17 protein-coding genes are annotated in these 16,438 nt (G+C 63.1%); 8 read left to right on the top strand and 9 right to left on the bottom strand.

The features are described 5' to 3' along the window. Window positions 1-89: 89 nt before the first annotated feature. Window positions 90-806, top strand: coding sequence for a response regulator (locus CNQ84_RS06365; RefSeq protein WP_096004072.1), 717 nt, complete (start codon window positions 90-92; stop codon window positions 804-806). After that, window positions 803-2,401 (top strand): ATP-binding protein, encoded by a 1,599-nt coding sequence (locus CNQ84_RS06360; protein WP_096004071.1) that lies wholly within the window; start codon window positions 803-805, stop codon window positions 2,399-2,401. The genes CNQ84_RS06365 and CNQ84_RS06360 overlap by 4 nt, the downstream gene beginning before the upstream one ends. 76 nt (window positions 2,402-2,477) lie before the next feature. On the opposite strand, the gene CNQ84_RS06355 is transcribed toward CNQ84_RS06360, so the two are convergent. From CNQ84_RS06355 to CNQ84_RS06340, 4 genes are all read right to left on the bottom strand, one after another. Beyond that, window positions 2,478-3,101: a QsdR family transcriptional regulator gene (locus CNQ84_RS06355; RefSeq protein ID WP_096004070.1), complete on the bottom strand. Its 624-nt coding sequence runs from the start codon at window positions 3,099-3,101 to the stop codon at window positions 2,478-2,480. Window positions 3,102-3,343: 242 nt separating this feature from the next. Continuing rightward, on the bottom strand, window positions 3,344-4,105 hold the full coding sequence (locus tag CNQ84_RS06350; RefSeq protein ID WP_096004069.1) for an SDR family oxidoreductase: 762 nt from the start codon (window positions 4,103-4,105) through the stop codon (window positions 3,344-3,346). Between the two features lie 111 nt (window positions 4,106-4,216). Next, window positions 4,217-5,041, bottom strand: a complete 825-nt coding sequence (locus CNQ84_RS06345; RefSeq protein ID WP_096004083.1) for an alpha/beta hydrolase family protein — start codon at window positions 5,039-5,041, stop codon at window positions 4,217-4,219. Window positions 5,042-5,334: 293 nt separating this feature from the next. After that, complete coding sequence (locus CNQ84_RS06340; protein ID WP_096004068.1) at window positions 5,335-6,258, bottom strand: LysR family transcriptional regulator; 924 nt, start codon at window positions 6,256-6,258, stop codon at window positions 5,335-5,337. Window positions 6,259-6,372: 114 nt separating this feature from the next. On the opposite strand from CNQ84_RS06340, the gene CNQ84_RS06335 reads away from it, so the two are divergent. Continuing rightward, window positions 6,373-7,143, top strand: a complete 771-nt coding sequence (locus tag CNQ84_RS06335; RefSeq protein WP_165771235.1) for a 5-methyltetrahydropteroyltriglutamate--homocysteine methyltransferase — start codon at window positions 6,373-6,375, stop codon at window positions 7,141-7,143. A 73-nt stretch (window positions 7,144-7,216) separates the two neighbouring features. After that, on the top strand, window positions 7,217-8,272 hold the full coding sequence (gene rlmM / locus CNQ84_RS06330) for a 23S rRNA (cytidine(2498)-2'-O)-methyltransferase RlmM (RefSeq protein ID WP_096004066.1): 1,056 nt from the start codon (window positions 7,217-7,219) through the stop codon (window positions 8,270-8,272). Between the two features lie 67 nt (window positions 8,273-8,339). Here the strand turns inward: rlmM and CNQ84_RS06325 are convergent, their stop codons facing one another. Next, on the bottom strand, window positions 8,340-8,624 hold the full coding sequence (locus tag CNQ84_RS06325; protein ID WP_096004065.1) for an antibiotic biosynthesis monooxygenase family protein: 285 nt from the start codon (window positions 8,622-8,624) through the stop codon (window positions 8,340-8,342). 125 nt (window positions 8,625-8,749) lie between these two features. Between CNQ84_RS06325 and tusA the strand changes: the two genes are divergently transcribed. After that, window positions 8,750-8,986: a sulfurtransferase TusA gene (gene tusA, locus CNQ84_RS06320; RefSeq protein ID WP_096004064.1), complete on the top strand. Its 237-nt coding sequence runs from the start codon at window positions 8,750-8,752 to the stop codon at window positions 8,984-8,986. Window positions 8,987-9,006: 20 nt separating this feature from the next. On the opposite strand, the gene CNQ84_RS06315 is transcribed toward tusA, so the two are convergent. Both CNQ84_RS06315 and CNQ84_RS06310 read right to left on the bottom strand, forming a co-directional pair. Further along, window positions 9,007-10,095: a DUF3080 family protein gene (locus CNQ84_RS06315; protein WP_165771234.1), complete on the bottom strand. Its 1,089-nt coding sequence runs from the start codon at window positions 10,093-10,095 to the stop codon at window positions 9,007-9,009. A 76-nt stretch (window positions 10,096-10,171) separates the two neighbouring features. Continuing rightward, window positions 10,172-11,584, bottom strand: coding sequence for an MATE family efflux transporter (locus CNQ84_RS06310; protein ID WP_096004082.1), 1,413 nt, complete (start codon window positions 11,582-11,584; stop codon window positions 10,172-10,174). A gap of 83 nt (window positions 11,585-11,667) precedes the next feature. On the opposite strand from CNQ84_RS06310, the gene CNQ84_RS06305 reads away from it, so the two are divergent. Next, window positions 11,668-12,195 carry an elongation factor P hydroxylase gene (locus tag CNQ84_RS06305; protein WP_096004062.1) on the top strand — a complete coding sequence of 176 codons (528 nt, stop codon included), beginning with the start codon at window positions 11,668-11,670 and terminating at the stop codon, window positions 12,193-12,195. Between the two features lie 3 nt (window positions 12,196-12,198). Here CNQ84_RS06305 and CNQ84_RS06300 read toward each other — a convergent pair whose 3' ends face one another. Beyond that, window positions 12,199-13,098: an alpha/beta fold hydrolase gene (locus CNQ84_RS06300; protein WP_096004061.1), complete on the bottom strand. Its 900-nt coding sequence runs from the start codon at window positions 13,096-13,098 to the stop codon at window positions 12,199-12,201. Between the two features lie 454 nt (window positions 13,099-13,552). On the opposite strand from CNQ84_RS06300, the gene pdxB reads away from it, so the two are divergent. Beyond that, window positions 13,553-14,692, top strand: coding sequence for a 4-phosphoerythronate dehydrogenase PdxB (pdxB, locus tag CNQ84_RS06290; protein ID WP_096004059.1), 1,140 nt, complete (start codon window positions 13,553-13,555; stop codon window positions 14,690-14,692). Here the strand turns inward: pdxB and CNQ84_RS06285 are convergent. Then, window positions 14,682-14,870 carry a PA1571 family protein gene (locus tag CNQ84_RS06285; RefSeq protein WP_096004058.1) on the bottom strand — a complete coding sequence of 63 codons (189 nt, stop codon included), beginning with the start codon at window positions 14,868-14,870 and terminating at the stop codon, window positions 14,682-14,684. The two genes, pdxB and CNQ84_RS06285, sit on opposite strands and share 11 nt — an antisense overlap. A 65-nt stretch (window positions 14,871-14,935) precedes the next feature. Between CNQ84_RS06285 and CNQ84_RS06280 the strand changes: the two genes are divergently transcribed. Beyond that, on the top strand, window positions 14,936-16,084 hold the full coding sequence (locus tag CNQ84_RS06280) for an ATP-NAD kinase family protein (protein ID WP_096004057.1): 1,149 nt from the start codon (window positions 14,936-14,938) through the stop codon (window positions 16,082-16,084). The last annotated feature ends 354 nt before the right edge of the window (window positions 16,085-16,438 follow it).

The following is a 16,438-nucleotide window of genomic DNA, read 5'->3' as shown; positions in this document are numbered from 1 at the left end:
CAGTGTTTCTTCCCGGCGTTGTAGTCCGGCGTTGAGCGGGTGCTACAATCGCCGGCTGTTTGCAGTCGTTGAATAGCCGGAGAGCAGGGGTGGAGACAGATAGCAGTAACATCCTGATTGTAGAGGACGACCACAAACTGGCCGGCCTGATCGCCGAGTTTCTGCAGGTGCAGGGACTGTCGGTGTCCATTGAGGCTGACGGCGCTCTGGCCGTACAGCGCATTCTGGACAGCCAGCCGGACCTGGTGGTACTGGATTTGATGTTGCCTGGCGAAGACGGCCTGTCGATCTGTCGCCGGGTGCGTGACGCCGGATTCTCCCGGCCGATCCTGATGCTGACCGCGCGCAGCGAAGACGATGACCATATTTCCGGCCTGGAGCTGGGCGCCGACGACTACGTCAACAAACCCGTGCGTCCGCAGGTACTGCTGGCACGGATTCGGGCGCTGTTGCGCCGCAGCGGCGAGAGCGACAGCAGCGCAGCGCCCAGTCGCCTGGAGTTTGGCGAGCTGGTGGTCGACAACGACCGTCGCGAAGCCTGGCTGCGCTGCGAGCTGATCGAGCTGACCGGCGCCGAGTTCGACCTGCTCTGGCTGCTGGCCAGCCATGCCGGGCGTATCCTCAGCCGCGAAGAGATCTTTATCGCTCTGCGCGGTATCGAGTACGACGGTCAGGACCGCTCCATCGACGTGCGCATCTCGCGCATTCGCCCCAAGATTGGCGATGACCCGGACATGCCGCGTCTGATCAAGACCGTGCGCAGCAAGGGCTATCTGTTTGTTGCCCCCGGCCCGGACCAGGCGTGAACTCGATTTTTCTGCGCATTTACGGCGGCATGCTGCTGGTGCTGATCGCCGTGTCCTGCCTGGCGCTGATCAGCATCCGCCTGATTAACGATGTGCGCGCTGAAGACTTTCGCGAACGGGTGGCCACCGGCACCTTTCGGCTGATGGCCGATAACCTGGAACCCATGGATGACGCCGAGCGGCAGAAGGCCATGGCGGTGTGGATGCGCCTGATCGGTGTGCCGCTGGAGTTGCACTCGCTGGATGCGCTGGCGCTGGACTCCACCAGTTGGGCGCGCCTGATCCAGGGCCGCGTGCTGGTGCGCAGCTCCGGGCCATCCCAGGCGCGGGTCTACAGCCTGGTGGACCTGAGTCGCCAGCAGGTGCTGACCGCCGACATTGAACGCATCTCCGAGCAGTTGGGCCGCGCGACGCTGTTTTTGATCGCCGACGAACTGGTACGTCACCCCGAGACGGACATGCCGACCTGGCTGCAACGGCTGCGCCGTGCCAAGGGGTTCGGTTTCCCGCTTAATCTGACCCGTTTGCACGAGACGGATCTGGATGTCGATCAGCGTCGGCGGCTGGACGAGTTCGATACCGTGCTGAGCTTGGGGCCGGATGGCAACTCGATGATGATGTACATGAAAATCCCGGACACCAACTGGGTGCTGAGCCTGGGGCCGGTCTATCAGATGGAGGAGTATCCGCCCGAGATGCTGCTGATGACCGGCCTGTTGGCGCTGTCGCTCAGTGGCTTGCTTATCTACCTGCTGGTGCGTCAGCTGGAGCAGCGGCTGATGAATCTGGAGTCGGCGGCCACCCACATTGCCCGCGGCAATCTGGATGCCCGCGCAGAAGTCATCAGTACCGACTCGGTGGGCAGCCTGGCCCGTGCCTTCAATGATATGGCCGAGCACCTGCAGCGCGTGATGCAGATTCAGCAGGAGATGATTCGCGCGGTCTCGCATGAGCTGCGCACACCGGTGGCGCGGCTGCGCTTTGGCCTGGAGATGGTCGAGACGGCCGATAGCGACGATGCCAAGCGCCGCTATATGGACAGCATGGACGGCGACCTGACCGAGCTGGACAAGCTGGTCGACGAGATTCTCACCTACGCACGCCTGGAGCAGGGCGCGCCGGCCCTGACGCTGCAGCCGGTTGATGTGCTGGCCACGGTCGAGCAGGTCATGCTGGAGCTGGAGCCGCTGACCTCTCGCGTGCAGATCAGCCATGTCGACCGCTCCAACGGCCGCGCCCACGCCATCGACGCCGAACCACGTTATCTGCACCGTGCCCTGACCAACCTGGTCAGCAACGCGGCGCGTCACGCCAGCAGCCAGGTGCGCATCAGCACCCGGGTGGTTAACGGCCGCTGCCGGCTGATTGTCGAGGATGATGGACCGGGTATTCCTGAAGACTATCGCGAGCGGATATTCACGCCCTTTCTGCGCCTGGATGACAGCCGCACGCGCTCCAGCGGTGGTTATGGCTTGGGCTTGTCCATCGTACGGCGTATCGCCTACTGGCACCGGGGTTATGCGCGGGTAGAGGGCTCGCGTGATCTGGGCGGCGCGGCCTTTATCATCGACTGGCCGGTGCGTCTGCACATCTGAGCCGGTAAATGCACCGGCGCCCTGATAAGGCCAGACCCTGGGCCGAGGGACGCGGCAAGCCGCGTCCGAGGGGGAGTCAGTTCTGGTGGCCGTTGACCAGCAGGCGGAAGGCGGTTGTTGCCGGGCCCGGCTCGGGCTTGCGGCCGCAGATCAGGTCACAGTAAATGGCGCTTTCGCCGATGCGCACGATGTACAGCGCCAGGCTTTGCGGGTCCATTTCGGGCTTGATGTGACCCGCAGCGATGGCCTCTTCAAACATCTTTTCCCAGGTGCCGATCAGGCGTTCCTGCAAACCGGAGCTGCGCGCTGTCAGAAGCTGCAGGCCCCACTGCGGTTCGGCTTGCAGAAAGTCGTACATGGGCCGTGCGTTGATCAGTGCGATGTTGATGTCTTCATAGATCTGGGTCAGAAAGTCGATGCCCTTGAGGCCGGGCGTCTGTTCTGCGCGGGCAATCGCTTCGTCGTAGATGCGCTTGTAGAGCGACCAGAGAATCTCGCCCATCAGCAGGTCCTTGTTGCCGACCCAGCGCATCAGGGTGGCGCGCCCAATGCCCAACTCTTCAGCCAACTGCGACAGGTTCAGACGGCGCCCCTCAAGCCACCAGCTGCGAGCCATGCGAAAGGCAGTGATCGGCGTGGCACGTTCTTCGGACTTGCGTTTGGAGAGGGCGAGGGAGAGCGGAGTCTGCTGGCTTGTCATTGTCTTTTCCGTGGCGATATAGCGGGTGCGTTGTTGCACCGATTGCCATGGTAACAATGGTGATACCAAGATGGAAAGTGTCCCGTACCTGCATCATTGGTAACAGAAGATGAATATGTGAGGAGCGTATCAGACTTTGGTCGCATGCTGCCCTATCGCGCCGGTGACAGAAATCGGCCCGCCGTCTCAAGGCAATACGCCCGCCGGGAGCAGGCTCCGGCATGGGCACCGGAGCCCGAGGATCAGCCGCGGCCGATAAAGGGCATCTTGGTCGCCATGATGGTCATGAACTGCACGTTGCTCTCAAGCGGCAGTTCGGCCATGTGTACCACCGCCTGAGCAACGTGCTCGACATCCATGGTCGGCTCGACAGCGATCTCGCCGTTGGCCTGTGGGATACCGCGTGCCATGGGCGCGGCCATCTCGGTAGCGGCATTACCGATGTCAATCTGACCACAGGCGATGTTGTACTTGCGCCCGTCCAGCGAGGTGGCTTTGGTCAAGCCGGTCATGCCGTGCTTGGAGGCAGTGTAGGGCGCCGAATTGGGGCGCGGAGAGGTGGCGGAGATCGAGCCATTGTTGATGATGCGGCCGCCCATCGGGGCTTGTTCGCGCATGATGCGAAAGGCCTGCTGGGTACACAGAAAGGCGCCGCTGAGATTGGTTTCCAGGGCGGCTTGCCACTGCTCATAGCTCAGCTCTTCCAGTGGCAGCGGCGGTGCGCCGGTTCCAGCGTTGTTGAACAGCAGGTCCAGGCGACCCCAGTGGCTTTTTACCTCGGCGAACAGCGCCTCGACTGATGCCGGGTCGCGCACGTTGGTCGCGATGATCAGGGTGTTGTCTGCCAGGGCGCCCAGGCCGTCGAGGGTTTTGTGCAGTTTGTCGGCGTTACGTCCGGCCAGCGCGACATGGTAGCCAGCCTTGAGCAGGGCGATGGTCGTGGCGCGACCGATACCGGTGCCGGCGCCGGTGACCACGGCGACTTTGCGGGGGGAGTCTGACATGGGGCAATCCTCTGTTGTTGTCTTGGCTGGCCAGAGGATACACCAGCAGGTGTGCTGCAACCTGTCGCCATCCCGACAGGGTGACTGCCGGAATGGCTCAGGGGCTTGCGGTTAATTGATGCCTTTGCGACGTACGTCCCAGTCGTTGTCGGTACACAGGTCGCAGTTGCTGCCGTAGAAGGTGCTTTCTGCGCTGGCGTCATCCATCAGGTGATAACGGAACCAGGCGGTGGAGGGGCCACGGAAGTCACCCGCATTACCCACAGGCTCAAAGTGGCTGGCACCGGACAGTTCACCCCAGAACACTGGCACGTTGGCGCGGGTGTAGACCGGCAGCGCGTTCAGCGTTGGGCTGGCGATGGAGTCGGCGCTGCCGGTCATCAGGAACATGGGGCCGTTCTGATTGGATTGTGAGCTGCTGTTGTGCCCCAGGCCAATGGTGTACGGCTGGAAAGGGGCGGTGACTTTGATGCGATAGTCCTGGCCGGCCATGATGGTCCCGCCGCCGCCCTGTGAATGACCGGCTGCACCGATGCGGTTCAGATCCAGCTTGTTGGCGTAGGTGCCGGTGCTGCGGTTGTTCTGGGTGGTCAGGTAGTCAACGCAGTCGAGCATCTCCTGGCCGGTGCCGGCGTTGGAGGTATTGGCGGCGATCACCACAAAGCCATGGCTGGCCCAGTGATCAAGAATCCCGCTGTAGGTGCTGGGCGAGGCGGTGGTGCCGTTGCCCCAGACGATAATCGGGTGCTTCAGGCCGTTGGCACCCAGCGTGGACGGACGGTATACGGTGCAGCTCAGACCTGCACTGCCGTTGGTAGTCGAGAACGAGCCGTCAGCGCTGAAGCTGCTGACGCCAGGGAAGCCAGTGCCGGTATCGGGGTTGCTGCCGCCACCGCCGCCCGGGTTGGTGGCCAGCGCAGCGCTGGAGAGGGACATGCCGAGGGCGAGCGCAGCCAGCTTGAACAAGGGTGCTTTCATGACTGTATCCTTTTTCTGTTGTTGTCCGGAATTCATGCAGTGGCGCAGCGCGCTCATCTGCAAGACAGTCAAGGTAGTTGTCTCAAGGAGGCCGTAAAGTCGCCTGTACGGGTTAGTTGCACATGGCTACACCTCCCGAGATATCGAGAAGTGAGATATAACGCATTGATCCTCAGTGCTTTTACTTTGGCGATGCGGGTGGAGATGTTTCTGCCGTCTCACCCGCATGGGGGGCGCAAATGTCCCGTTTTCTAGTCGCCACTGCGCGCGCTGACGCCTTCCAGTGTGGCGAAGGAGGTGTCCTTGGCGGTCAGTAGAAAGTCCTGCAGGTACGGCATTTCCATCATGTCGTCACGTACCGCCGCGTATAGCGTGCCGAATAGCCCTTCGGGGCCCAGCCGGCGGGCGGTGACATAGCCCTTGTGCAGGTATTCGGCCATGGCCCAGTTGGGCAGGCAGCAGACACCGCGGCCGGAGGCGACCAGTTGCATCATCATGACGGTCATCTCAGCGGTGCGCACGCTGGCCGGCTCGATACCAGCCGGGTCTAGAAACTGCTTGAAGATGTCGAGCCGGTCACGCTCGACCGGATAGGTAATCAGCACCTCGCTTTCCAGGTCGCCCGGGCGTATGTGGTTCACCGTGCTCAGCGGGTGCTGGTTGCTCACCGCCAGCAAGGCCTCATAGGTGAACAGCGGCACGTAGGTAATGCCTTCGATGTCCAGCGGGTCTGAGGTGACCACCAGGTCCAGATCGCCGCGGGCCAGTGCCGGCAACGGGGCAAAGAAAAAGCCCGAGGCAAAATCCACCTCCACCTCAGGCCAGGCGTTGCGGAACTGGTCGATGGTCGGCATCAGCCATTGAAAGCAGCTGTGGCATTCGATCGCCATGTGCAACCGTCCGGCCTGGCCACCCGCCAGTCGCTGAATATCCCGTTCGGCCTGCCGTACCTGCGGCAGTAGGCTGTCGGCCAGGCGCAGCAGGCGCAGGCCGGCACTGGTAAAGCGTACGGGTTTGGTCTTGCGCACGAATAGCGTCATGCCGAGCTTTTCTTCCAGATCCTTGAGCTGATGGGATAGGGCGGACTGGGTCAGATGCAGGCGCTCAGCCGCCTCGACCAGGGTTTCGGCATCACGCAGGGTGCTAAGGGTACGCAGATGGCGGAGTTCCAGCATGGCGGGGTATCGTCTATATGAGAAAAATCGAACTATAGCATGAAGCATATGAGTTTGATTCAGCATGCAGGTGGCGCGAGCATAGCGTCCAGACACCCAAGCGAGGATTTGCCCATGCCCGGGCTGCATACACTGACCCGTTCCGCCAACCGCTCTCCCTATGCCCGCTGGCACGCCGAGGCCGCTGCGGGTTTGCCGCGCGTGACCCTGGCGTTGGCTGACCTGCCGGCTGATCTTCAGGACCTGCTGGGGCAGGTTGCTCAGGCGCATGGGCTTGGTTATCAGGTGAAAGTGGTGTTGCCCGGCCCCCTGTCGCTGTTGTGGCAGGTCCCCGACGCGCTGGAGCGCCTGAGCGCCACGCTGGATCGATACGATGCGCTGCTGCTGGCCCTGGCCGACGCCGGCGGGGACTGGGTACAACTGGATGAGCCACTGTTGCTGCAGCACCTGCCGCAGCCCTGGGGCGCGGCCTTTGAGGGAGCCTACAATCGCCTGCAACGGGTCCCGTTGCAGTTGTTGCTGGCCTGTCCCGGTGGGCTGTTGCACGAAAATCTGGGGCTGGCCTGCAGTTTGCCGGTGGATGGGCTGCATGTTGACCTGCTCGACGGCGAGCGTCAGCTGGTGCCATTGCTTGATCGTCTGCCGGCGTACAAGGTGCTGTCGCTGGGCGTAGTCGACTCGCTGGGCCGCCCCGCACTGGATAGCGCCGCACTGACGCCCATGCTGGCAGACTTGCATGGACGCTTGCGGTCGCGTCTGTGGCTGGCGGACAGTCGCCTTGAGTTTGCTGCCAGTGCCCTGGCCCGCAGCGCGCTTGCCGCACTTGCGCAGTTGCGCAGCCAAATTCGTAGCCAAGTAGGCCGCAGCGCGCCGTATACGGCCTGATCAGCCCGGCGGCACTTCAACCAACTTGCCGCTGCCTGTACAGTAGCGCCCGATCATCCAGCGGGAGCGAGACATGCAGGAATTGTTGCTACATTGCCGTCCAGGCTTTGAAGGGGAGGCGGCTGCCGAGATGCAGGAGCTGGCGGCCGAGCAGGGCATAGCCGGTTATCCGGTGACCCAGGATGGCAGCGCATTGGTGCGCTTTGTCTGCCCGGAGCCCGGCGAGGCCGAGCAACTGATGCGGGCCATCGACTTTCAGCAGTTGATCTTCACCCGCCAGTGGGCGGTTGGCAGCTGGCTGGAGCTGGACCCGGAAGACCGCGTCAGCCCGATTATCACCGCCTGCGCCCAGGGACACATTGCCTCGCTGATGTGGCTGGAAACCGCTGATACCAACGATGGCAAGGCGCTGGCTGCATTAACCAAAAAGCTGAAAGGCCCGCTGGAACGCTCGCTCACCAAGACCCGCTTTGTGCGCCCCAACAAGCCCGAACTGCCGCGCCTGCACCTGTGCTTTCAGAGCGGTCAGAAAGTGTTTGTCGGCTGGTCCTGGGCCGACAACGGCGCGCCCTGGCCGATGGGCATTCCGCGCCTGAAAGTGCCGCGTGAAGCGCCCAGCCGCTCGACTCTAAAACTGGAAGAGGCCTGGCACCACTTTATTCCGCGTGATGACTGGGACAGCCGTCTGAAAGCCGGCATGACCGCCGTTGACCTGGGCGCCGCCCCCGGTGGTTGGACCTGGCAGCTGGTCAATCGCCTGATGAACGTGACCGCAGTGGACAACGGCCCGATGGATCGACGACTGATGGACAGCGGTCAGGTGGAGCACGTGCAGGGTGACGGCTACATGTATCGGCCCAAGCGCACGGTGGACTGGATGGTCTGCGACATTGTCGACAAGCCGGCCCGCAGCAGTGCCCTGGCAGCCAAGTGGATTGGACAGCGCTACTGCCGCGAGCTGATCATCAACTTCAAGCTGCCGATGAAGCAGCGTTACCAGGAAGTGATGCAGTGCCTGGGGCACATTCAGGACGCATTGGATGAAGCCGGTGTGCGCGCAGACATTGGCTGCAAGCAGCTCTACACCGACCGGGAAGAAGTGACCTGCCATATTCGCGCGTTGCGCTAGCAGGGGCAGGTGCAGCGGCCGAGCGAGCGCTCGGCCGTAGCGCGCAGAGGGTCGCGCAGTTGCGGGGTTATAGCGGCTCGAGCAGGCTGATCTTCTCTTCTTCCAGCAGAATCGGTGCAAAGGCGCTGATGCTGTCGCGGCGTGATTCCGAGCTTTCCCAGCGCTGCCAGGAATGCATGTTTTGCCACGTGACCATGATGATACGGCGGTTGGGTTCTTCCATATCGCGAAAGGATTCGCCGGAGATAAAGCCGGGTGACTGCACTGCGGCAGCCAGGACACGGCGGGCGACTTCTTCGTAGGGTTGTTCCAGACCTTCTGCAATCACACGTTCAATCAACACTTTGATCATCTTGCTTCCTTACCCTCGCGGGGGCGTTGTTACTCTGGCTTCAGTGTCGGTCGCTACCGGCCGTCTGGCAAGCCCGGGATGATTGCGGGATAATCGCCAACTTGTTGATTTAGCCGAGCCTTGTCATGTCCGATTCTGCCGCTACAACCCTGGATACCCGCGGGCTGACCTGCCCGGAGCCGGTGATGATGCTGCACAACGCGGTGCGAGATGTCGCCGCGGGTGAGTTGGTGCAGGTGCTGGCGACCGACCCCTCCACCCAGCGCGATATCCCGCGCTTCTGCAGCTTTCTCGGCCATGAGCTGCTGGAGCAGCATGAGAGCGACGGAATCTTTCATTACCTGATTCGCAAGGCGGACTGATTGCCAGGGCGCAGGCCGAGTCAGTCTGCGCTGTGCTGATCTCTTTGCTCCCAGCCTGCTTGCCCCGGTTGTGACTGACAGGCGCCGAGTTGTTGCTGCCAGGCATCCGTGTGGGCCTTGAGCGCCGCCTGGTATTGCTCCCATAGACTCTGCGGCGTGCCGGCCAGTTGGTCGAGCGCAGCGGCGGTGGCGGGCGGAATGCCGGGCACCGCGCGCAGCGCGATGACGGATTCTGACCAAGGCTGCCCCAGACGCTGCAGTTGGGCCAGATACGGCTGAATCTCGCCTGCATAGAACAGCACAAACACATTGAGCAGCACCTTGGACCGCGCCGAAGGCGTGCCCATGGGGCACAGGTAGCGGCCCGGCTGTGCCTGCAGCATGGCGGTGGCTTGCTGCAGGCCGTGGCGGGTCTGGGCGAGCGCCGTGATCAGCTGACTGCCGTTGGGGCTGCGTTGCAGGGTTTGCAGAGGCTGCTCGATCTGCTCCAGTTCCGGTGGTAGCTGCGCTGGCAGGGCGGCACCGATGCTGGTCAATTGTTGCAGCGCTGCGAGCGCGGCGGTGTCATCCAGCGGCTGCTCCTGCACGGGTAACGGCGTGTCGGTAAAGCGTAGGTAGCTGGCCAGCTCGGTACTGGTATTGATGGTGTTCCAGTAGACCTGCGGCAGCTGGCTGCGCTTGCGCTCGGCAATGGCGCTCAGTTCGCTGCGCAGTGGTTGCTGGTCGGGCTCGCTCAGGGTGCCAAGGCATTGTTCCATCGCACGCAGCAGCTCGCCTTCGTAAGCCAGCCGGCTGCTCCAGGGCATGACCTTGCCGAGCACGCTGTTGCGCTCGGCTACGCGCTGCTGCAATGGCCTGCACGGGTTGACGTCAACCAGCAGATCCAGCAAGCCGATACGCTCAGGGGCAATGCTGTAAAGGCTGTCGCGGCGCTCGGGCAGCCGGTAGCGACTGAGGCTGTCAGCGGAAAAGGGCTGCCAGTCCTGCCTGAGCACGCGCGCGAGGCGATCCAGGTAATTTTCCATCTGCTGCTCGGCCGCCGGTTGTGGTTGGCAGCCGGTCAGCAGCAGATAGCCAAGCAGGGTGAGGGTTAAGGTGGCCAGGCGCATGGGCACAGTATAGGGAAGCCGCCTCGCAATCGTCATGCGGCGGTGGCTATTTGGCGCGGCGGACCACGCTCCGCCCTTATTGTCCCGCGTCTGCCTGGCGCTGCCCCAGCCCGTGTTGCAGGCCGGGTTTGCGCCCGACAGCACGCAGGCGCAGGCCCAGAAACAGCGCGGCGCTGCTCAGGCCGACGATCAACCCGAGCCAGAAGCCGGCAGGCCCGCGCGCCGGACCCAGCCAGTCAGTCAGCCCGAGGATGCAGCCAGCGGGCAGGCCGATCAGCCAGTAGGCAATCATCGTCAGCAGCATCGGCAGACGGGTATCCTGAAAGCCGCGCAGCGCACCAGCGCAGGCGACCTGAATAGCATCGGAAAACTGATACAGCGCGGCCAGGGCCAGCAGACTGGCGGCCAGGCTGATGACGTCACGGTCATCGGTATAGATCTGCGGAATCTGCTGCGCCAGCGTGTACATGGCGGTGGCGGCCAGTGCGGCGAACACCAGCGCCAAGACCAGACCGACCTTGGTGGCGAGCATGGCAGCGCGTGCACCGCTGCGGCCCAGGTTGTGGCCCACACGCACGGTAATAGCCAGCCCCAGACTGAAGGGCACCATAAACACCAATGAAGAGAAGTTGATGGTTACCTGATGCGAGGCCACCACCACCGCACCCAGGCTGCCGATCAGCAGGGCAATCACGGCAAACATGCTGGTTTCGGCGAAGAGTGCGATACCGATGGGAAAGCCCAGGCCAATCAGCTCGCCCTGGGTGCGTGCGTGCGGCCAGTCAAAACGCTCGAACAGCCCACAGGGTTGATAAAAGCGCGCGCGTTTCAGGTGAAACAGCATGCAGCCCAGCATCGCCCACATCACCAGCGCCGTTGCGACCCCGCAACCCACCGCGCCCATCGCCGGGAAGCCGAATTTGCCGTAGACCAGCACATAGTTGGCCGGCACGTTGATGACCAGCCCGATAAAGCCGATCAGCATGGCCGGCTTGGTGCGCGACAGCCCATCGGTCAGCCCGCGCAGCGCCAGCATCAGGCCTACCGCTGGAAAGCCCAGGGAAATCGCCAGCAGATAGTCCAGGGTGACCGGCACCAGCTGCGGGTCGACCTTCATCCAGATCAGCACCGGGCGCATCAGGTTGAGGAACAGCAGACACAGCAGCCCGAGAATCAGCCCCAGCCAGGCACCCTGGCGCACCAGCGCGCCGGTCTGGCCGAGACGCCCGGCGCCGCTCGCTGCGGCCACCTTGGAGGTGACGATCATCATCACCCCGGTGAGAAACAGCAGCGTCGGAATCCAGAAGGAGTTGCCCAGTGCCACGGCCGCCAGCGCCTCGGCACTGACGCGACCGGCCATCGCCGTATCGACAAAGCCCAACAGCGTGTGCGCCATCTGCGCAGCAATGATCGGCAGCACCAGCACAATCAATGCTCGCAGCTCTGTTACAATGCGCGCCCTTGCGGGTTGGGGAGGTGTCTGGTTCATGTGCTGACTGGCTGCCAAAAAACCAGCCATGCTAGCAATTTAGCTGCTAATGTCCAGCCAACTTTTCAGTCGCGCCCAACACCATGCAACACCACTGTCAGGATCTGATCACGCTGTTCGACAACTGCTTTCTGGCGGATTACAACACCTGCCTGCGTGGCGGCTATCCCGAACCCGAATATCTCCCCGCCGACGCCAGCGAGCCGCATCATCGCATTCTCTTTACCCGGGATTATTTTCGCAGCGCGCTGCATGAAGTGGCGCACTGGTGCGTGGCTGGTGCCGAGCGGCGACTGCTGCCGGATTTTGGCTACTGGTACGCGCCGGATGGCCGCAGTGCCGAGCAGCAGCGCACCTTCGAGCAGGTTGAGGTCAAGCCCCAGGCGCTGGAGCTGATCTTCTGTCTGGCGGCGGGACACCGCTTTGATGTGAGTACCGATAACCTCAGTGGCGAGGCCACCGACCCGGCGCCATTCCGCGCCCGCGTGCGCGAGCAGGCGCGCGTCTATCTCAGTGCTGGCCTGGGCGAGCGTCCGCAGCGCTACAGCGCCGCGCTGCTCGCCCATTACCGTCCCGGCGTCGCCTGGTCCGCCTTGCTGGCCGAGGTCTGACCTTCATACCGGCAGCGGCACCACCCGTGCGCCGCCAATGCTGCTGATGCGCTCAGCCGGCTCGCCGACAGTGTCCAGACTGGGCGCCAGGTAGCCCAGCACCGCATCGCGTGTCTGCGCCCAGGCCTCGCGGCTTTCCATATCCAGAAAGTGCCCCGCACCGCGTACCGTGGCAAAGCGGCAGTGGCGGATATAGCGATTGAAGTGCTGGGCATCCTCGGGGCTGGTGTAGCGGTCCAGATCGCCGTTGACGAAGAGGATCGGCGTATCGATGTCGGCGCTGCCGCGCAGATAGCAGCGGGTGTCCTGGGTCAGTACCTGACTGACGTGAAACGCCATCTGGTGATACTCGTGTTCGTCCAGGCTCACGATGTGCCGAAAATTGAAGCGCTTGACCAGCGAGGGCAGGTGCTCGCCGATGGTGCTGTTGAGCAGCTCGCCCAATGCCTTGCGTTCGCAATTGACCAGCAGGTCGATGCCGCGCTCCAGGTAATCACGCATGGCTGAGTTGATCAGCGGCGAGAAGGCCAGCACCACCGCCTTGCGGATACGTGCCGGCCGCTGCGCCAAGGCCAGCAGGGCAGAGGCACCGCCCCAGGAAAAGGACATCAGGTGATCGGCCCGGTAGCGCTCGATCAGCTCCAGCAGAATGCTGGCTTCCTGCTCCTTGGTAATCGGCCGCCGATTGCTGTTGTACTGCTTGGACTGACCCGCGTAGGGCTCGTCGAACAGCACCACATTGAAGTGCGGCTGCAGGTAGCGCACCGTCTGGGCAAAGGCGGCAGTGGTGGCCAGCGAGCCATTGACCAGAATCACCGTGCCTTGAGGCGCCGGGCTGCTGTAATAGTGGGTGTGGACGCGCAAGCCGCCCAGGGTTTCCACAACGTCGTGTTCTGCTTTCATATTCCCTGTCTCCAGTGTTGGCGTGGCTCGACCCGGCGGACGAGCGATACAGGGCAGTGCAGGCAAAGGGCCTTGGAGCAAACGCGCAAGGTCGCCGGGGCGCACAGCGGCAGCGCCGGAATAATAGACATTGTTGTGGTCGTGGCGACAGGGTGGTGAGGACAGTCCCGGGCGCGGCGCAGTGGGCGGTGCGCGGTGCGTTCCGGTACTCAGGCAGGTCCTGCAAAACGAGGGAGTCCCTCGAAAAAACGCTTGGAATGGTTATCGGACTGAAAAGTCACATCCAGACTCTGACTTGCAGTTAAGCAGCGCCGCTGTCTCGACGCAAGAGGGATGTTGCATCAATGCGACAAACTGCATGTGGCAGAAGAACGCACCGTCATGGCTGCCCGGCTGGACAGCGCGCATCGCCCCCTCGACAATGGACGCATCAAGCCTGCTCAAGTGATCTTCCATGCATATTGTTGCTGACGAAAACATCCCCCTGCTGGACGCCTTTTTTGCTCCACTTGGCCGTATTACCCGCTTGCCGGGCCGGCAGATTAGCCGCGAGCACCTGCTAGACGCTGATGCGCTGCTGGTGCGCTCGGTCACCCGGGTAGACCCGCAGCTACTGGCGGACACCCCGGTGCGCTTTGTCGGCACCTGTACCATCGGCACTGACCATATTGATCTGCCGGGGCTGGCCGCGGCGGGCATTGCCGTTGCCAGCGCACCAGGCTGCAATGCCCGCGGCGTCGTCGAGTACGTGCTCAGCTGCCTGCTGACCCTGAGTGAACGCACCGGGCTGGACTGGCGCACGCGCCGCGTCGGCATCGTCGGCGTGGGTGAGGTGGGTGGGCGTTTGGCGCAAACGCTCGCTGCGCTTGGGGTTGAGTGTCTGCTCTGCGACCCGCCGCGCGCCAACCGCGGGGAGTCAGGTTTCGCTCCGCTGGATCAACTGCTGGCCGAGTGTGATGTGCTGAGTTGTCATGTTCCGCTCACTCACAGCGGCCCTGATGCCACCTGGCACCTGCTGGATGCCGGCCGCCTGGTTGCGCTACGCCCCGGCGCCTGGCTGATCAACAGCAGTCGCGGCCCGGTGATCGACAATCACGCGCTCAAAGCCGTATTGGCCGAACGGGCTGATCTGCAGGTAGCGCTGGATGTCTGGGAGCAAGAGCCGCAAGTCGACGGCGAGCTACTGCAGCGCTGCGCCCTGGGCACCCCGCACATTGCCGGCTACAGCCTGGACGGCAAGCTGCGTGGCACCGAACAGATCTACCGCGCCTTGTGTGCCAGTCTCGGCGTACCCGCGCCACTGACGTTGCAAAGCCTGGCACCGGACGCCGGCAGGGCACAGCTGCAGTTTGCCGCTGACACGCCAGCGCAGTGGCTGCTCGAACGGTCGCTACGGCAGGTATACGATGTGCGCGATGACGACGCCCGCTTTCGTGCGGCCATGCTGCCCTTGGCTGGGCAAAGTACCGCGGCGGCCTTTGATGCACTGCGTAAGGGATACCCGCTACGCCGCGAATGCCCCGAAGTCGAGGTGCGGCACAGCGGTCAGGAGGAAACGGCGGCGTTGCTTGCCGCCGCCGGATTCAAGCGCTGAAGCGCGGGCGCGCCGGCACCCACTGTTGCTCCAGCTCCTGGCAGGCTTGCTGGATCATCTGTTCGGTGATGGCAATCTCGCGGCCGTCTTCGTCGATCAGATGGCCGCCCACGCAATGGGACGGATGAATCAGGATGTCGGCACTGTCACGGCACGGTTTCAGAGCATGCACATTCATGGTTGTCTCCCAAGTTGATCGCCAGTTGCAGGCAGGATATGGCACTGGCATGACGGATTTGTGACATGACAAACAGCACACCCAACACCCGCTTCAGGCTTGGCCTGATCATCAACCCGCTGGCCGGCCTGGGTGGTCGCGCTGCGCTGAAAGGCTCGGACGGTGTCGCCGATGACGCCCTGGCCATGGGCGTCGAGCCACAGGCGCACAACCGCGTGCGTCAGACACTGGAGCACCTGCTGCCGCTGCGCGACCGGCTGCAACTGTTCAGCGCCCCCGGTTCAATGGGCGCGGATCTGCTGGCCGACATGGGTTTTAACGCCGAGGTGGTCGGCCAACTGACCAACCCGCCATACACCAGCGCCGAAGACACCGAAACCATCGCAAGGCAGATGCACCAGCAAGGCGTCGATCTGCTGCTGTTTGCCGGCGGCGACGGCACCGCCCGCAACATCTGCAACCAGCTCGACAGCACTCAATTGGTGCTGGGCATTCCGGCCGGGGTGAAAATTCACTCCGGCGTTTACGCCGTTAACCCACGCGCCGCCGGTGAGTTGGTTGCGCTGCTGGTGCAGGGCGAGCTGGTGCGTCTGCGCGAAGCCGACGTGCGCGACATTGACGAGCAGGCCTTTCGCAACGGCCAGGTGCGCACACGCCACTACGGCGAGCTGGCCGTGCCGGAAGAGGGCCGCTTTGTACAGCAGGTCAAACAGGGCGGCCGTGAAGTAGAAACCCTGGTACTCGACGACATCGCCGCCGGCCTGCAGGAAGAACAAGACGACAACACCGGCTGGATACTCGGCCCCGGCTCCACCACCCTCGGCCTGCTGGAGGCCATGGGGCTGGAAGGCACCCTGCTAGGCGTGGACGTGCTCAAGGACGGCGAGCTCATCCTGCGTGACGCCACCGAGCAGCAACTGTGGGAGCAGGTAGAGCAGGGCGGCGACTGGCGCATACTGGTTACCGCCATCGGCGGCCAGGGCCACATACTCGGGCGCGGCAATCAGCAACTGTCACCCCGCATCATCCGCGCCGTAGGGCTGGACAACCTGCTGGTGGTCGCCACCAAAACCAAACTCCGCAGCCTCGCCGGCCGCCCGTTTTTGGTGGACACCGGCGACAGCCAACTCGACACCGACCTCAGCGGCCTGCGCCGCGTCCTCAGCGGCTACCGCGAAGAGATGCTTTACCCCGTGAGCTGGAAGGCCGAATAACCTTCCAGCGTCTCTTTACCGCGCACCACAATAGCGCTAAGTTCAATGCAGGCATGACGCCAGCAACAGGACCAACGGATGGCCACCACCCTCGCAGCTACACCCAACCCTGACTCCCCCTCGCATCCCGACCCCGGCGTTCGCACGCTAGGCGCGGTCGTGTGCGTACTATGCGCTGTATGACCGGAGCGGAAGTAATGATTGGCGTGAAAAAGAAGCGGTCAAGCGAATACGGGGTGTGCTGCCAAGGCGTTGTTTTTTATGAATTTAGTTGGCCGGACGGGCGTTGATATGCGGAAGTCGCTGATATGCAATCGTGAAGCCTTCGGTCTAATCAGCTGTTACACCCCCCCC

Source organism: Pseudomonas abyssi, assembly GCF_002307495.1.
GTDB lineage: Bacteria > Pseudomonadota > Gammaproteobacteria > Pseudomonadales > Pseudomonadaceae > Halopseudomonas > Halopseudomonas abyssi.
Note: the sequence above shows the minus strand (reverse complement) of the source record. Positions and strands in the feature narration are given on the sequence as shown.

Excerpts from the sequence above, each read along its gene's own strand:
- CNQ84_RS06305 (WP_096004062.1), top strand. The coding sequence starts at position 11,668 with ATGCAACACCACTGTCAGGATCTGATCACGCTGTTCGACAACTGCTTT.
- CNQ84_RS06345 (WP_096004083.1), bottom strand. The coding sequence starts at position 5,041 with ATGTCCCTCTCCAGCGCTGCGCTGGCCACCAACCCGGGCGGCGGTGGC.
- CNQ84_RS06280 (WP_096004057.1), top strand. The coding sequence starts at position 14,936 with ATGACAAACAGCACACCCAACACCCGCTTCAGGCTTGGCCTGATCATC.
- CNQ84_RS06310 (WP_096004082.1), bottom strand. The coding sequence starts at position 11,584 with ATGAACCAGACACCTCCCCAACCCGCAAGGGCGCGCATTGTAACAGAG.
- pdxB (WP_096004059.1), top strand. The coding sequence starts at position 13,553 with ATGCATATTGTTGCTGACGAAAACATCCCCCTGCTGGACGCCTTTTTT.
- CNQ84_RS06285 (WP_096004058.1), bottom strand. The coding sequence starts at position 14,870 with ATGAATGTGCATGCTCTGAAACCGTGCCGTGACAGTGCCGACATCCTG.
- CNQ84_RS06340 (WP_096004068.1), bottom strand. The coding sequence starts at position 6,258 with ATGCTGGAACTCCGCCATCTGCGTACCCTTAGCACCCTGCGTGATGCC.
- rlmM (WP_096004066.1), top strand. The coding sequence starts at position 7,217 with ATGCAGGAATTGTTGCTACATTGCCGTCCAGGCTTTGAAGGGGAGGCG.
- CNQ84_RS06315 (WP_165771234.1), bottom strand. The coding sequence starts at position 10,095 with ATGCGCCTGGCCACCTTAACCCTCACCCTGCTTGGCTATCTGCTGCTG.
- CNQ84_RS06325 (WP_096004065.1), bottom strand. The coding sequence starts at position 8,624 with ATGATCAAAGTGTTGATTGAACGTGTGATTGCAGAAGGTCTGGAACAA.
- CNQ84_RS06350 (WP_096004069.1), bottom strand. The coding sequence starts at position 4,105 with ATGTCAGACTCCCCCCGCAAAGTCGCCGTGGTCACCGGCGCCGGCACC.
- tusA (WP_096004064.1), top strand. The coding sequence starts at position 8,750 with ATGTCCGATTCTGCCGCTACAACCCTGGATACCCGCGGGCTGACCTGC.
- CNQ84_RS06335 (WP_165771235.1), top strand. The coding sequence starts at position 6,373 with ATGCCCGGGCTGCATACACTGACCCGTTCCGCCAACCGCTCTCCCTAT.
- CNQ84_RS06300 (WP_096004061.1), bottom strand. The coding sequence starts at position 13,098 with ATGAAAGCAGAACACGACGTTGTGGAAACCCTGGGCGGCTTGCGCGTC.
- CNQ84_RS06355 (WP_096004070.1), bottom strand. The coding sequence starts at position 3,101 with ATGACAAGCCAGCAGACTCCGCTCTCCCTCGCCCTCTCCAAACGCAAG.